14 protein-coding genes are annotated in these 14,468 nt (G+C 73.0%); 5 read left to right on the top strand and 9 right to left on the bottom strand.

All coding sequences use genetic code 11. The features are described from left to right. Nucleotides 1-37 precede the first annotated feature (37 nt). Both AVL59_RS35210 and AVL59_RS35215 read left to right on the top strand, forming a co-directional pair. Nucleotides 38-763 carry an ArsR/SmtB family transcription factor gene (locus AVL59_RS35210; RefSeq protein ID WP_067312831.1) on the top strand — a complete coding sequence of 242 codons (726 nt, stop codon included), beginning with the start codon at nucleotides 38-40 and terminating at the stop codon, nucleotides 761-763. Between the two features lie 217 nt (nucleotides 764-980). Then, a complete protein-coding gene (locus AVL59_RS35215) occupies nucleotides 981-1,913 on the top strand; it encodes a DMT family transporter (protein ID WP_099053173.1) in 933 nt (310 codons plus the stop codon). A 3-nt stretch (nucleotides 1,914-1,916) separates the two neighbouring features. Here AVL59_RS35215 and AVL59_RS35220 read toward each other — a convergent pair whose 3' ends face one another. The 8 genes from AVL59_RS35220 to AVL59_RS35255 all read right to left on the bottom strand — a co-directional run bounded on the left by AVL59_RS35220 (nucleotide 1,917) and on the right by AVL59_RS35255 (nucleotide 10,377). Beyond that, complete coding sequence (locus tag AVL59_RS35220; protein WP_067312834.1) at nucleotides 1,917-2,999, bottom strand: Zn-dependent alcohol dehydrogenase; 1,083 nt, start codon at nucleotides 2,997-2,999, stop codon at nucleotides 1,917-1,919. A gap of 15 nt (nucleotides 3,000-3,014) precedes the next feature. Beyond that, a complete protein-coding gene (locus AVL59_RS35225; RefSeq protein ID WP_067312836.1) occupies nucleotides 3,015-4,403 on the bottom strand; it encodes an aldehyde dehydrogenase family protein in 1,389 nt (462 codons plus the stop codon). An 85-nt stretch (nucleotides 4,404-4,488) separates the two neighbouring features. Continuing rightward, entirely contained in the window at nucleotides 4,489-4,941 is a 453-nt protein-coding gene (locus AVL59_RS35230) for a DUF3574 domain-containing protein (RefSeq protein ID WP_067312838.1), read from the bottom strand. 147 nt (nucleotides 4,942-5,088) lie between these two features. After that, the gene (locus AVL59_RS35235) at nucleotides 5,089-5,730 is read right to left on the bottom strand and encodes a class F sortase (protein WP_067312840.1); all 642 of its coding nucleotides are present in this window, start codon (nucleotides 5,728-5,730) and stop codon (nucleotides 5,089-5,091) included. Then, nucleotides 5,717-6,424, bottom strand: coding sequence for a hypothetical protein (locus AVL59_RS35240; protein WP_067312841.1), 708 nt, complete (start codon nucleotides 6,422-6,424; stop codon nucleotides 5,717-5,719). Before AVL59_RS35240 ends, AVL59_RS35235 begins: the two co-directional genes overlap by 14 nt. A gap of 286 nt (nucleotides 6,425-6,710) precedes the next feature. Continuing rightward, entirely contained in the window at nucleotides 6,711-8,942 is a 2,232-nt protein-coding gene (locus AVL59_RS35245; protein WP_067312843.1) for a molybdopterin oxidoreductase family protein, read from the bottom strand. Between the two features lie 120 nt (nucleotides 8,943-9,062). Then, nucleotides 9,063-9,680, bottom strand: coding sequence for a TetR/AcrR family transcriptional regulator (locus tag AVL59_RS35250; protein WP_067312845.1), 618 nt, complete (start codon nucleotides 9,678-9,680; stop codon nucleotides 9,063-9,065). Nucleotides 9,681-9,744: 64 nt separating this feature from the next. Then, nucleotides 9,745-10,377, bottom strand: a complete 633-nt coding sequence (locus AVL59_RS35255; protein ID WP_079147158.1) for a hypothetical protein — start codon at nucleotides 10,375-10,377, stop codon at nucleotides 9,745-9,747. A gap of 151 nt (nucleotides 10,378-10,528) precedes the next feature. On the opposite strand from AVL59_RS35255, the gene hmgA reads away from it, so the two are divergent. From hmgA to AVL59_RS35270, 3 genes are all read left to right on the top strand, one after another. Continuing rightward, nucleotides 10,529-11,845 carry a homogentisate 1,2-dioxygenase gene (gene hmgA, locus AVL59_RS35260; RefSeq protein ID WP_067312846.1) on the top strand — a complete coding sequence of 439 codons (1,317 nt, stop codon included), beginning with the start codon at nucleotides 10,529-10,531 and terminating at the stop codon, nucleotides 11,843-11,845. 27 nt (nucleotides 11,846-11,872) lie between these two features. Beyond that, nucleotides 11,873-12,619, top strand: a complete 747-nt coding sequence (locus AVL59_RS35265; protein WP_067312848.1) for a GntR family transcriptional regulator — start codon at nucleotides 11,873-11,875, stop codon at nucleotides 12,617-12,619. A gap of 139 nt (nucleotides 12,620-12,758) precedes the next feature. Further along, on the top strand, nucleotides 12,759-13,922 hold the full coding sequence (locus AVL59_RS35270) for a type ISP restriction/modification enzyme (protein ID WP_067312850.1): 1,164 nt from the start codon (nucleotides 12,759-12,761) through the stop codon (nucleotides 13,920-13,922). On the opposite strand, the gene AVL59_RS35275 is transcribed toward AVL59_RS35270, so the two are convergent. Beyond that, nucleotides 13,919-14,449, bottom strand: a complete 531-nt coding sequence (locus tag AVL59_RS35275; protein WP_237281767.1) for a nucleotidyltransferase domain-containing protein — start codon at nucleotides 14,447-14,449, stop codon at nucleotides 13,919-13,921. The two genes, AVL59_RS35270 and AVL59_RS35275, sit on opposite strands and share 4 nt — an antisense overlap. Between the last annotated feature and the right edge of the window lie 19 nt (nucleotides 14,450-14,468).

Raw genomic sequence — 14,468 nt, forward strand, 5'->3', positions numbered from 1 at the left:
GGCCGGCGCCGAAGTGTCGGTGCCCCATGCTGGGTGCATGACCACGAAGGACTCCCGGACCGCCCACGGCTCCCAGGCCGCCGACCTGGCCTCGCTCGCCTCGCTGGTCGCCGACGAGACCCGGGCCGCGTGTCTGCTGGCCCTGCTGGACGGGCGGGCCTGGACGGCGGGTGAGCTGGCCCGGCACGCCGGGGTCGCCGCGTCCACGCTGAGCGAGCACCTGGGCAAGCTGGTGGCCGGTGGGCTGCTCGCGGAGGAACGGCAGGGCAGGCACCGGTACGTCAGGCTGGCCGACGCCCAGGTGGCACAGCTCGTCGAGGATCTCGCCGCGCAGGTGCCGGCGGTGCGGCAACGGCCGCGCACTCTGCGGGAGTCGAGCGCGGGCTCCGCGATGGCCCGGGGGCGTACCTGCTACGACCATCTGGCCGGCCGGCTCGGCATCGCGGTCACGGACGCGCTGACCGAGCGGGGACTCCTTCGGCAGGACACCGGGTTCGCGCTCACGGACGCGGGGCTGGAGTGGTTCGCCACGGTGGGCATTCCTCTCGACCGTCAGGGGCGGCGCCCGCTCGCCCGAGCCTGCCTCGACTGGACCGAGCGGCGGCCGCATCTCGCGGGTGCGGCGGGGGCCGCGCTGTGCCGGCATGCGCTGGATGCCGGGTGGTGCGTGCGGATCGGTTCCGAGCGGGCGGTGAAGGTGACGCCGTCGGGCGGGCGGGTGCTGTTCGAGTTGCTGGGCATCGAGGCGGGATCGGTGTGCTGAGGGCTACGGGGCGGGGCGGCTCTGTGGTGTGCCGGGTGCGGTTCGTTCTTGGCCGGTCGCGCCCACGCGGCGGAGCCGCATATCGGTACAGCCCCGAGCCCCTTCGGGGCGCACAGCTGCGGGCAGTCGTGCCTCCCCCAGTGCCTTGAAGGCCTACCCGTGAACCCCGTCCGATTTCCGCCGGTCCGCCTGCCGGCCCATACCTAGCCTCAGGAGCATGATGAACGCCACGCCACGCCACCACCTCCTCCCCGCCGTCGCAGCGGTCGTCACCGTCGTGCTGTGGGCCTCCGCCTTCGTGGCGATCCGTAGTGCCGGGGACGCCTACTCGCCGGGCGCGCTGGCGCTCGGGCGGCTGCTCTCCGGGAGCGTGGCCCTGGGGATCATCTGCGTCGTACGGCGGGAAGGGTGGCCGCCGAGGTCCGCCTGGCGGGGCATCGGCCTGTCCGGGGTGTTGTGGTTCGGGTTCTACATGGTCGCCCTGAACTGGGGCGAGCAGCAGGTGGACGCCGGCACCGCGGCCCTCGTCGTGAACGTCGGCCCGCTCCTGATAGCCCTGCTCGGCGCCCGCCTGCTCGGTGACCCGATGCCGCCCCGGCTGCTGGCGGGCATGGCCGTGTCGTTCGCCGGTGCCGTGACCGTGGGTCTTTCGATGTCGGCCGGGGGCGGTTCCTCGGTGCTCGGTGTGGTGCTGTGTCTGCTGGCGGCCGTGGGGTACGCCTTCGGGGTCGTCGCGCAGAAGCCCGCTCTCGGCCGGGCGAGCGCTCTGCAGGTGACGACGTTCGGGTGTCTCGTCGGTGCGGTGGTGTGCCTGCCGTTCGCCGGGCAGTTGGTGGGGCAAGCGGCCCATGCGCCTGCCTCGGCCACCCTCGACATGGTGTATCTCGGGATCTTTCCGACCGCGCTCGCCTTCACCACCTGGGCCTACGCCCTCGCCCGGACCACCGCCAGCCGGATGGGCGCGACGACGTACGCCGTTCCGGCCCTGGTCGTGCTGATGTCGTGGCTGGCGCTCGGGGAGGTGCCGGGGCCGCTCACGCTGGCGGGCGGGGTGCTGTGCCTCGCGGGCGTCGCGGTGTCGCGGTCCCGGGCGCGCGGGCGGACGCGGCGGGTCGCGGCCGGGGAGCCGCGACCCGAGAAGGTCGGCTGAACCTCAGAACACCACGAGCGCCCGGCCGCCCTTGCCCGCGAGCATGTTGTCGAAGGCCGCCGGGATGCCCTCCAGGGCGATCCGCTCGGTGACCAGCGCCGAGAGGTCCAGGCGGCCCGCCCGTACATGCCCGGCGAGCAGCGGCAGATCGCGGGCCGGGTCGGTGTTGCCGTAGACGCAGCCGGACAGGGTGCGGCCCCAGTGGAAGATCTCCAGGGCGTTGAAGGTGACCTCCTGGTCCTTGCCGCCGATGCCGACGACGGTGGTACGGCCGCCCCGGCGGGTGACATCCCAGGCGGCGCGGATGCTGACCGCGCGGCCCACGCACTCCACGGAGACGTCGACGCCCTGCTTGTCGGTGAGGGCGCGGATCTCGCGCGCGGTGGCGTCGGAGGCGAGGACGTAGTCGGTGGCGCCCGCCGCCCGGGCCAGCTCCTCCTTCCCGGGGGAGACGTCCACCGCGATGATGCGGGACGCGCCCGCGATCCGGGCCGACTGGAGGGCGGCCAGGCCGACTCCGCCGACGCCGAACACCGCGACCGTCTCGCCGGGCTGGACCCGTGCCGAGTGGTGGACGGCGCCGTAGCCGGTGAGGACGGCGCAGCCGAGGAGGGCCGCGTCGGTGAGCGGGACGCCCTCCGGCAGGGGCAGCACGCAGGACGCGGAGACCACCGTCTCCTCGGCGAACGCGGCGACGTTCAGGCCGGGGTGGAGGTCGGTGCCGTCGGTGGTGCGGGCGTAGACGTCTGCGGCGCCGTTCATCGCGTTGGCGCACAGCCAGACCTCGCCGAGCGCGCAGGCGTGGCAGGTGCCGCAGGAGGGGGCCCAGTTGAGGACCACGGGGTCACCGGGCGAGACATGGGTGACTCCCTCGCCCACGGCCACGACGGTGCCGGCTCCCTCGTGACCGAGGACCGCCGGGACCGGCACCCGCATGGTGCCGTTGGACAGGGACAGGTCGGAGTGGCAGACACCGGCGGCGGCGAGGCGGACGCGGACCTGTCCGGGGCCCGGGTCCGGCAGCTCGATGTCGGTGATCTCCAGGGGGGCGCCTATGGCGGGCAGAACGGCGGCTCGTACGGCCATGACTCTCGGACTTCCTTAGAACTGGAGGGACTTGGTCTGGAGGTACTCGGCGAGTCCGTGCCCGCCCAGTTCCCGGCCGACCCCGGACTGCTTGTAGCCGCCGAAGGGGGCGAGGGGGTTGAACCGGCCGCCGTTGATGTCGACCTGGCCGGTGTCCATGCGGCGGGCGAAGGCGACGGCCTCGGCCTCGTCGGCGGCCCACACGGCGCCCGCGAGGCCGTACACCGTGCCGTTGGCGATGCGCAGGGCGTCCTCCTCGTCCTCGTAGCGCAGGATCGTGAGGACCGGGCCGAAGATCTCCTCCTGGGCGACGGTCATCTCCGGGGTGACGTCGGCGAAGACGGTCGGGCTGACGAAGCAGCCCCGCTCCCGGGGGGATTCGGGGACGCCGGCGACCAGGCGGGCGCCCTCGGCGATGCCCTTCTCGATGTAGCCGCGCACCCGTGCCTGCTGCTTGGCGCTGACGACCGGGCCGATGCGGTCGCCGTACTTGGCGGCCGCGGCCCCGGCCAGTTCGACCGCCTCGTCGTACTGGTCGCGGTGGACCAGCATGCGGGTCCAGGCGCTGCACGTCTGGCCGGAGTTGGACATGACGTTGGCGACGCCGACGCTCACGGCCTTGGCGAGGTCGGCGCTCGGCAGGATGACGTTGGCGGACTTGCCGCCGAGTTCGAGGGCGACCTTCTTGACGGCCGCGCCGGCCACCGCGCCGATCTGCCGGCCGACCGCCGTGGAACCGGTGAAGGAGACCAGATCGACACCCGGGTGCTCGGCGAGGGCCTGCCCCGCGACCGGGCCGAGGCCGGTGACGAGGTTGAACACACCCGCCGGGACACCCGCCTCGTGCACCGCCTCGGCGAAGAGCTGGGCGGTGAGCGGGGTGTCCTCGGCGGGCTTGAGGACGATCGTGCAGCCCGCGGCGAGCGCCGGGGCCACCTTGGCGACGATCTGGTGCAGCGGGTAGTTCCAGGGGGTGATCGCGCCGACGACGCCGATCGGCTCGTGCAGGACGGTCGAGTTGCCGACCTTCTCCTCGAAGGAGTGGGTGGCGGCGAGCTCGGCGTAGGAGTCCGCGACCGCGATCGGCACGCCCGCGTGCACGGTCTGCGAGAACTGCGGCGGTGCGCCCAGTTCGGCGGTGACCGTCTCGGCGATCTCGTCCTTGCGGGCCGTCATGACGTCCCGCAGGGCGGCGAGCCGGGCGGCCCGCTCGGCCGGGGGTGTGGCGGCCCAGCCCGGGAGCGCGGCGCGCGCGGCACGTACGGCGGTGTCGACATCCAGGGCGCCGCCGGCCGGGACCTTGCCGATGACCTGCTCGTCGGCGGGGTTCACGACCTCGATCACGTCCCGGCTCTCGGCGGGGCGCCAGGCGCCGTCGATGTACAGGCCGTCGTGTGCCTTCATGCTGCTTCCTTCCGGGCGGTGCCGTGTCGTCGTCCGGTTCACAAACTAGCGGCGTTAGTTTTCGTGCACCAGACGCCTCATGACATCAGAAGTCGGCCCGTGCCCGGTCGTCCACCCTCCCCACGGACTCCTGGCCGAAAGCCTTCTCGTACGCCGTGCGGATCTCCTCGATCTTCCGGTCGCTCCCGACGGCGTCCCCCACCGGGTACAGCAGGATCAGCTCGTACGACCGCTCCTTCTCGATCCTGCCGCGCGCGTCCCGCCACTGGCCGCGCCCGTTCTGCACGGTCAATCCGTTCGGGAAATCGGGCGTGACCTCGTGGTCGACGAAGGCCATGAACTGCTCGTCGGTGACGGCGGGGCCGCCGTCGGGGCGTTCGGTGCCGAAGAAGAGCTGGGTCTCGACGTACGGCGCGCCGCGCTCCGGTACGACGGGATCGGCACCGTCGAGTGCCGCGTAGGCGGTCGGAGCGGCGAGGGCCAGGAGGAGCCCGACCGCCGCGAGGACGGCCCGGCTTCGGGTGAGATGCACGTTCATGTACGCATCTGTAGCGAAGTCGACGCCTGTGTGCGGGAGTTCCTCATGGACGTCACTCGTCCAGGTCGGGTGGCGAGGCGCCCGCTTCCCGTCCCGACGGATGCTCCGGGACCACCGCCGGCCCGCTTCCGCGGCCGGCCGGCACGGTCAGCGGGTCGCGGACAGATGGGCGAAGACCACCACGTTGCTCGTGTAGCCGGTGCGCCGGCTGAACAGGCCGCCGCAGGTCAGCACGCGCAGCTCCGGGCGCCCGGTGCGCCCGTACACCTCGTCGTCGGGAAAGCCGACCTTGTCGTAGACCTTCACCCGGTCCACGGTGTAGACGGCGGTGCGGCCGTCCGCGCGCCTCGCCTCGATCGGCTTGCCGGGCTTCACCAGAGCGAGCGCGGAGAACACGGCGGGGCCGGTGCTGGTGTCGCGGTGGCCGACGGCGACGGCGGTGCCGGACTCCCCCGGCGTGGGACCGCCCCGGTACCAGCCGACCGCCTTCGGCCCGTCGACCGGCGGTGTCTCCAACTGCCGGTCCCGGTCCAGCCCTACGCCGATGACGGGCGCGTCGACGCCCAGCGACGGGATGCGCAGGGAGGTCGGGCGGGACCGGGACAGCGGGCGGGGCGGGGGCGCCTGGCCTGCCAGGCCCGGCCCCTCCCGGCCCGCCCGGACCGGCCCGTCGTCTCCCCCGCACCGGACGCCCACCGTCACCAGGACGGCGATGAGCAGGGCCGACCTGATGAGGCGGTAGGCGCGGGTCCGGTGCCACGGCCTGCGTCCGCGCCTACGCGGCGCCATGCGGCCGGCGGCGGATCAGCCGGACGTACACCGCGCAGCAGACCGAGACCAGGCCGACCGCCGCCGCGGCGGCCACCGGCGAGAACCCCTCCGTGGTGTCGACCATGCCGCCGCCGCCCGCGTGCACTCCGCCCTTCGGGCCGTCGTCGCGGTCGCCGCCCTGACCCCAGCCCGAGTCGTCGCGGTGGTCGTCGTCGCGGTGGTCGCCCTGCGGGTCCTGCTGGTGGTCCGGCTGGTGGTCCTCGATCTGCCCCGGACCCTGCGCCCCGTCCTGTTTGCCGTCGTGGCAGTTGATGCGGAAGACCTTCTCCTTGGGGGCACCCGCCGTGACCCAGGTGAGCTTGTACTGCCCGTCGGCCAGACCCAGCACATCGGTATGTCCGGCGCCGCCGGTCAGCTGGATGATGCCGGTCACGGTGGCCGTGGTGGGCAGCGGGGGCTGCGCCTGGATGATGTAGGCGATGTTGGGGAGGATGTCGAAGTTGACGGCGTCGAGGTAGAACCTGCACGCCACCGGGTCGTCCTTCGAGACACCGAAGGGCACGCCCACGCGGTGAACCCTGATGTCGCCGTTTTCCCCCTGGGCAGCCGCCGGGGGCGCCGCCACCCATGACGCGCCGGCAGCGGCGAAGGCGGTGAAGGCGACGACGGCACCCGCGCGGGAGAAGGTCCGTGGAAGTGTCTGGGTCGACATACAGGCTCCTCCGTATTAGACGATTTTCATACAAATCGACCTTTCGTTGGGGACTCTCACCCATCCACTCCACGAGCTGTGGCATCAACGCCGGACGCGCCGTCAGATATCCCTCGTGCGGCGCAACGCCGAGCCTCTCCGCCGTGCCCGGGCCACCCGTTCGGCCCCCTCGGACCGCCCCGCACGAGCGCCGGGATCGTCGGCTTCTTCAGGCGCTTGTACAGCGGGTACATCGCCGAGACGGTGATCATGAAGGTGGTCGAGCCGTCGCCGTGAATACTCCAGGTCACAGGGTTGCGGTGAGTTCGACGGGAACGCCGTTGAGGACCGCGTTGCCCGACAGCGGGTCGAGCAGGCTGCCGTCGAGGAGCTGGTTGACGTTGACACCGGGCTCCCGGACCGCATGGCTCATACGGGTCCCGGGGCGGTCGTGGCCCCAGCCGTGCGGGAGGCTCACCACTCCCGGCCGGACGCCGTTCGTGACCTCGGCGGGAGCGACCACTTCTCCCCCGGCCCCCGTCACGCGTACGTCGGCCCCGTCCCGCACGCCCAGGCGCTCCGCGTCCTCGGGGTGGATGTGCAGGGTGCAGCGGTTGGAGCCGCCGGTGAGGGCGGGCACGTTGTGCATCCAGCTGTTGTTGGAGCGCAGATGGCGGCGGCCGACGAGGACGAGCCCGGCCGGACGTTCACCCAGGGCCTCGCGCAGCCGGGGCAGATCGCCGACGATCGGCTCGGGCAGCAGCTCGACCTTGCCGCTCACGGTCTTCAGCGGCTGCGGCAGGCGGGGGCGCAGCGGGCCGAGGTCGATGCCGTGCGGGTGGGCGAGCAGCCGGTCCAGGGTGAGCCCCTCGGGCCGTACGCCGAAGCCGTCGCCGTAGGGGCCGAGGCGCAGCATCAGGTCGAGCCGGCGCTCGGGGCCGGTCTCCCCGGTGAGCTGTCCGGCGAGTTCCCGCGGGTCACGGCCGTACACCGGGGAGTGCGGCTCCTGGACGGCCTTGCCGAGGGTCTGGTCGATGACCATCGTGTCCACGGCGGCCGGGTCGGCACCGTGCATCCCGGTGGCGGCGAGGATCAGCCGGGCGAGGATCTCGGTCTCGGCCATGCGACCGGGTTCGAGGGGGACGGCGGGGCGGCTGTAACGGACCTGGTTGCGCACGGCCAGGGTGTTGAAGGCGAAGTCGTGGTGCGGGCTCTGCGAGGGCGGGGGCGGCGGCAGCACGACGTCGGCGTGGCGCGAGGTCTCGTTGAGATAGGGGTCGACGCTGACCATGAAGTCCAGGGCGTCCAGGGCCTTGTCCAGACGCGCTCCGTCGGGGGCGGACAGCACCGGGTTGGCCGCGACCACGATCAGCGCCCGGACGGATTCGCCCTCCGCGGTGGCGGTGTCGATCTCCTCGGCGAGCGTGGAGAGCGGCAACTCTCCCTTGGCCTCGGGGTGCTGACGTACGCGGGAGTGCCAGCGGCCGAGCGCGAAGCCGCGGCCGGGGCCCGCCGGGCGGGGTGTCCTGTCGGTGGCGGCCTGCGGGAACAGGGCGCCGCCCGGCCGGTCCAGATTGCCGGTGAGGACGTTGAGGACGTCGACCAGCCAGCTCGCCAGGGTGCCGTGCGGGACGGTGCAGCTGCCGATGCGGGCGTAGACGGCGGCGGCGGGTGCGGCGGCGAGTTCGCGGGCGAGGGTGCGGATGAGGGCCGCGTCGACGTCACAGGCTCCGGCGACGGCCTCGGGGGTGAACTCCCGCAGGGCCTCCCGCACTTCCTGGACGCCTTGGACGTGCGGGGCGAGATCCCCTAGCCCGGTCAGGTCCTCCTCGAACAGCACGGTGGCCATCGCGGCGAGCAGCAGGGCGTCGGTGCCGGGGCGGATGGCGAGGTGCCGGTCGGCGAGCTTCGCGGTCCGGGTGCGGCGCGGGTCGACGACGGTGAGCCGGCCGCCGCGGGCCTTGAGGGCCTTGAGCTTGCCGGGGAAGTCGGGGGCGGTGCACAGACTGCCGTTGGACTCGAGCGGGTTGGCGCCGATCAGCAGCAGATGGCCGGTGTGGTCGAGGTCCGGCACCGGGATGGCGTTGGCGTCCCCGAACAGCAGCCCGCTGGAGACGTGCTTGGGCATCTGGTCGACCGTGGAGGCCGTGAACAGGCTGCGGGTGCGCAGCGCGGCGAGCAGCACCGGCGGGTAGAGCGCGCCGGCCATGGTGTGCACGTTGGGGTTGCCGAGGACGATACCGAGGGAGTCGGCGCCGTACCGCTCGACGACCGGGCGCAGGCCCGCGGCGACCGCGTCGAAGGCCTCCTCCCAGGTGGCCTCGCGCAGGGCGCCGTCCTCGCGGACGAGCGGGGTGCGCAGCCGGTCGGGGTCGCCGTCGACGGCGCCGAAGGAGGCGCCCTTGGGGCAGATGAAGCCCTGGCTGAAGACGTCCTCCCGGTCACCGCGGGCGCCGGTGACACGGGTGCCCTCGATGGTGAGGGTCAGCCCGCAGGTGGCCTCGCACAGGGGGCAGACGCGCAGAGCGGTGCGGGACACGGGTCCTCCCGGAGGGTCGGCGGCGGTGCCGCGCGGGCACGGGCGAGCTCGGAGCCGAGCATACCGACCGGTAGGCATGGAGGGGAGCCCCTTGCGGCCTTTGCGAAGCCTCGGGAAGGCTCAGTCGAGCACGCGCCCCAGATAGGCGCGCAGCAGCTCCCGCGTCTCGTGGATGATCGCCTCGTCCCCCTGGGGATCGACCCGGAAGGCCAGTTGCACCAGGGTGTCCGCGCTCTCCACGGCGACGAGGAAGACGCGCCGCAGCTCCTCGTCGGGGGTGCGCCCGAGGTAGCCGGAGAGCAGGCCGGTGAGGCGATCGGCGACCCGGGTGTTGGGCTCGCCGTGCCGGACGCCGACCGGGATCTGGTTGCCGAAGTCCACGAGCGAGAAGCCGGGCGCGGTGCGCTTCATGCTCAGGTACTCGTCCAGTACGGCGTCCATGGCGGCCCGCCAGTCTCCCTGCCGTGCCCGCTTCAGCCGCTCGTTGACGCGCTCGGTGTACCGCTCCAGGTTGCGCTGGGCGAGGGCGTCGGCCATCTGCCGCTTGTTGCCGAAGAAGCGGTAGACCGATCCGATGGGCACCTCGGCGCGCAGGGCGACCGCCCGGGTGCTCAGGGCGTCGTAGCCGACCTCGTCGAGGAGGTCGGCGCAGGCGTCGAGGATCCTGGTCAGCCGTTCGGCACTGCGTCGTTGGACGGGCGCGCGGCGAAGCGATGTCGCGTGGGGCACGGGCTTCATGATGCCTTTCCGCAGGGGACGGGTGAACCTCGCCCCCTGGTACGAAAAAGAATGGTCGGCACACTCATCGGCCGGCGGTGCGGGTCGCGGTGGCCTTTCTGCCCGGGGCGGCTTTCCTGCCCGGGGCGGTCTCCCTGCCCGGAGCGGCTTTCCTGCCCGGGGCGGCCTTCCCGGAGGGCGGTGCGGCCGATTCCGTCTCGGTGCCGGAGGCCGTGATGTCGGCGGTGCTCTCGACCGGCCGGCCGCGCACGGCCCACGCCGTCCCGTCGTCGGCGTACAGACGGGCGGTGACGTGGTGGGTGCCGTGCGGGACGAGGCGGTCGGCCAGATGGCACTTGTACGCCCGCAGCCTGCTCACCAGGCGTCCGTCGACCAGGAGGTAGGCGAGCCCGCGCGCGGGGAGCGCCTTCGGCCGCGCGCCGGCCGACGAGAAGCGGTAGTGGCGCAGCGTCAGCAGGACGTCCCAGCCGCCGACGGGGTCCGGGGCCACCTCTATGGCGACCTCGGGCGCGTCCGCCTTCCCGACCTCCCGCAGGTGCCGGCCGGTGTCGTCCGTGTCGCCGAGGACCTTGCCCACCGGCGAGGGCGAGACGGCACCCCCGTGCCCGTGCGCCCCGCCGGTCCCGCAACCCGCCGCTCCGAGCGGCAGCAGGACGCCGACCGCGAGCGCGGTGAGAGATCTGCGTGTCCACGACATGATCGGGAGCCTAGGACAACGCGTCGGCGTCCGAATCCCCCTGAAGTCTTGTTCTCGCCCTACCACAGAGGGAGGACCGGGGACCCTCTTGCGCCCGCCCCGACTCATTCCTACGGTGTTGCATAGGAATCAGGAGCGCAAGGGAGCGATCATGAGCGGGGACGCACGGAAGACCGCCGAGGGACTGTCGTATCTCTCCGGGTTCGGCAACGAACACGCCTCGGAGGCGGTGCCGGGCGCCCTGCCCGAGGGCCGCAACTCGCCGCAGCGCGCGCCGCTCGGCCTCTACGCGGAGCAGCTGAGCGGCACGGCGTTCACCGAGCCGCGGTCCCACAACCGCCGCTCCTGGCTGTACCGCATCCGCCCGTCGGCCGCGCACCCGGCGTTCGTCCGCACCGAGAACGGCGCGATCCGTACGGCGCCCTTCACCGAGACGGTGCCCGACCCCAACCGGTTGCGCTGGAACCCGCTGCCCGAGCCGCCGTCCGGCACGGACTTCCTGGCGGGCCTGTGGACCCTGGGGGGCAACGGCGACGCGACCCAGCGCACCGGCATGGCGGTGCACCTGTATCACGCGAACTCCTCCATGGAGCGGGTGTTCAGCAATGCCGACGGGGAGCTGCTGATCGTGCCGGAGCGCGGCGGGCTGCTGCTGCACACCGAGTTCGGCCGGCTCCATGCGGAGCCCGCCGAGGTGGCGTTGATCCCGCGCGGGGTGCGCTTCCGTGTGGAGCTGCTCGACGCCTCCGCCCGGGGATATGTGTGCGAGAACTACGGGGCGCCCTTCCAGCTCCCCGACCTCGGGCCCATCGGCGCCAACGGACTCGCCAACGCCCGGGACTTCCGGGCGCCGGTCGCCGGGTACGAGGACGTGGAGGGGCCGGTGGAGGTGGTGAACAAGTTCTGCGGCAACCTCTGGACGGCGACGTACGACCACTCGCCGCTCGATGTGGTCGCCTGGCACGGAAACCATGTGCCGTACGTCTACGACCTGCGCCGTTTCAATGTGATCGGCACCATCTCCTACGACCACCCGGATCCGTCGATCTTCACGGTCCTGACCTCCCCGTCGGACACCCCGGGCCTGGCCGGCGTCGACTTCGTGGTCTTCGCCCCACGCTGGCTGGTGGGCGAGGACACCTTCCGGCCGCCGTACTTCCACCGGAACGTGATGAGCGAGTACATGGGCCTCGTCGAGGGCGCCTACGACGCCAAGGCGGAGGGCTTCGTGCCGGGCGGCGGCTCGCTGCACAACATGATGTCCGCGCACGGCCCGGACCGGGAGACCTTCGAGCGGGCGAGCGCCGCCGAGCTGCGGCCGCAGAAGATCGACGACGGACTGGCGTTCATGTTCGAGACCCGCTGGCCGGTGACGCTCGCCCCGCACGCGGCACGGGCGGACCATCTCCAGCAGGGCTACGACGGTGTGTGGCAGGGACTCGAACGTCACTTCCGGCCGTTGCACTAGCCGGTCCCGACAGGTACGGATAGCCGCGTGACCTCCTTCGCTCCGGATTCGATCGTCCTGAACCGCAAGTTGCCCCTGTGGTACCAGGTGTCGCAGTCGCTGCGCGCCTCGATACTCGGCCGTTCTCCGCGGGACCCGCTGCGGCTGCCCACCGAGGAGCAGCTGGCGGAGCACTACGGGGTCAGCGTGCTGACCATGCGGCAGGCGCTGAAGGAGCTGGAGGACGAGGGGCTGATCAGCCGGCACCGGCGGCGCGGCACGTTCATCGAGCCCGGGGTGCGCCGCGGGGCTCCCGTGCGGCTGCTCGGCTCGGTGGACGCGATCGTGGCCCAGCAGTCCGGCATGACGACCGAGCTGCTGGCCCACGGCCGCGCCCCCGTGCCGACCGATCTCGCCGAGTACTTCCCGGACCTCGCGGAGGTGGCGACGTACCACCGCCTGCGCAGCGACGAGAAGACCGGCGAGCCGACCAATCACGCCGTCAACCACGTACGTCCCGAACTCTCCGCGCGCATCGACCTGGACGACCTGGTCCGCTGGCCGATGACGAAGGTGCTGCGGGACGTGGCCGGGGCGGACATCAGCCGGATCACGGACACCGTGGAGGCAAGGCTCGCCGACCCCGACACCGCACGGCTGCTGCGCGTGCCGCTGCTCAGCCCGATCCTGCACTACACGGGCGTGACGTACGACACCGAGGGCCGGGTGCTCGACGTGGCCGTCATCCACTACCGGGGCGACCGCTTCTCCTTCACGGTGACGCTGGACGCGTGAGCGCTCCACCGGGAGTGCCGCGACGCAAGGTGCCGCGATGTGCCGTTGGTCGTCTGCGGCCACGTGGTGGCGGGTCGCGCCCCGCGGCGGATTCGCCGATCGAGCGCAGCCCCGCGCCCGTTCGGGGCACTGCCGTACCATGCCCAGCGTGACGCACGACGACGCTCCGCTGCTCGCGGACCTCATGCCGTGGTCCGTCGCACCTCTGCGGCCGGGCCGTGCCTGGCCGACGGCACCCGACCCGGCGTCCCTGAAGGCCCGCTGGGAGGCCCTGCTGAAGGCCGAAGGGCCGGACCGGGAGGCCCTGTTCGAGCCGACCCGCGCCCGTACGCCGCACTCGTCGGTGGGCCAGCTGCCCGGCCAGCCGACCGGCACGGAGCGGCTGGCACGCGCCGAGGGCCCCTGCGCGGAGCCGGTACGCGTGCTGACGGCGCCGTTCGACGAACAGTGGCTGATCCCGGACCACCGGCTGATCGACACGGCCCGCCCGGAGCTGTGGCGGGTGGCGGACGAACGGCAGGTGTTCGTGGTCGAGACGGGCACGGAGACGCCCGAGGAGCCCCCCGTGCTGGCGACTTCCCTGCTGCCCACCCTCCGCACCGGCCGCATCCGTCCCCTGTACCGCCGCCCGGGCGGCACGGAACCGAACCTGGCGCCGGGCCTGCTGGACCATCTCTCGGCCCGTCTGGGCGAGCGCCCCGCCCCGTCGGACGTCCTGGCCTGGATCCTGGCCACGATCCGCCCCGACCTCACCGTCCCGCTCACCGAGGACGCCGGACTCTGGTCCCGGGGCGTCGAGTCGGGCCGCCGCATGCTGTGGCTGATGCGCCGCGACGGCGAGCGCCCGAAGCTGCCGGGCGGCCGCCGCCCCTACGTCCGCGCGCCCCTGCCCCGCACCCCCCTGACCCTCCACTACGACCGCGACGAGGAGACCCTCCACCTGGACGAGGGCCGCATCTCCCCCGTGCCGCCCGAGGCCTGGGACCACGAAGTGGCCGGAGTCCGCGTCCTGGAGGCCTGGTTCGCGACCCGCGCGACCCCGGCCGAGCCCGGCACCCTGGCCGCGATCCGCCCCGCGACCTGGCCGCAGGCCTGGACCTCGGAGCTGCTGGAACTGATCACGGTCCTGACCCTGCTGGCTGAACCGCGGCCCCGGCTGACGGAGGTGAAGGCGACCTCACCGATCACGAGGGCCGGCCTCCAGCGGGCGGGCGTGCTCCCCGTCCCGGCGTCGGCCCGCCGCCCGGCCTCGGTCCTCGACCACCAGGAGGAGGGGCCGGAGGGCCAGTTCGCCCTGCTCTAGGAGCGGCCCCGCAGGGCTGCCTCAAGGCGCGCGATGTCTTCCGCGTCCTTCGCACGGCGCGGCCGGGAAGGGTCCCACACGGGCATCATGCGCTTGATCTCGATCTGGGCGCGCGGGCCGACGATCGGCGCCTCCAGCGCGCCGATACGGCCGGGCTCCGCGTCGAGCAGGCCTTCGGGCCAGGGGGTTCCGGCCCAGGGCCCGCCCGCGACCGTGATGCGGCCCTCGGTGTCCTGGGCGAGCAGGGTGAAGCTGGTGTCCAGGCCGTCCTTGACGAAGTCGAGCTGGAGGTCGGGGGGCGGTCCGGGGACGGGCCGGTGGCCGAGCCGGGTGAGGATCCCCTCCAGGGGCGCCGCGTCCCGCGCCCGGGCGAACCAGTCGATGTCGGCGTGGTCGCGCGTGACCTCCCCGAGGAAGAAGTCCATGGCCCAGCCGCCACGCAGCCACAGCGAAACCCCGCGGTCACGCGCGGCCCGAAGAACCTCCGCGATCACGTCGAGCTGACACCGAACACGCTCCTGTTCCACCGAGGCCCCCATCGCCGTC

Origin of the sequence: Streptomyces griseochromogenes, from assembly GCF_001542625.1 — a bacterium.
GTDB classification, from domain to species: domain Bacteria; phylum Actinomycetota; class Actinomycetes; order Streptomycetales; family Streptomycetaceae; genus Streptomyces; species Streptomyces griseochromogenes.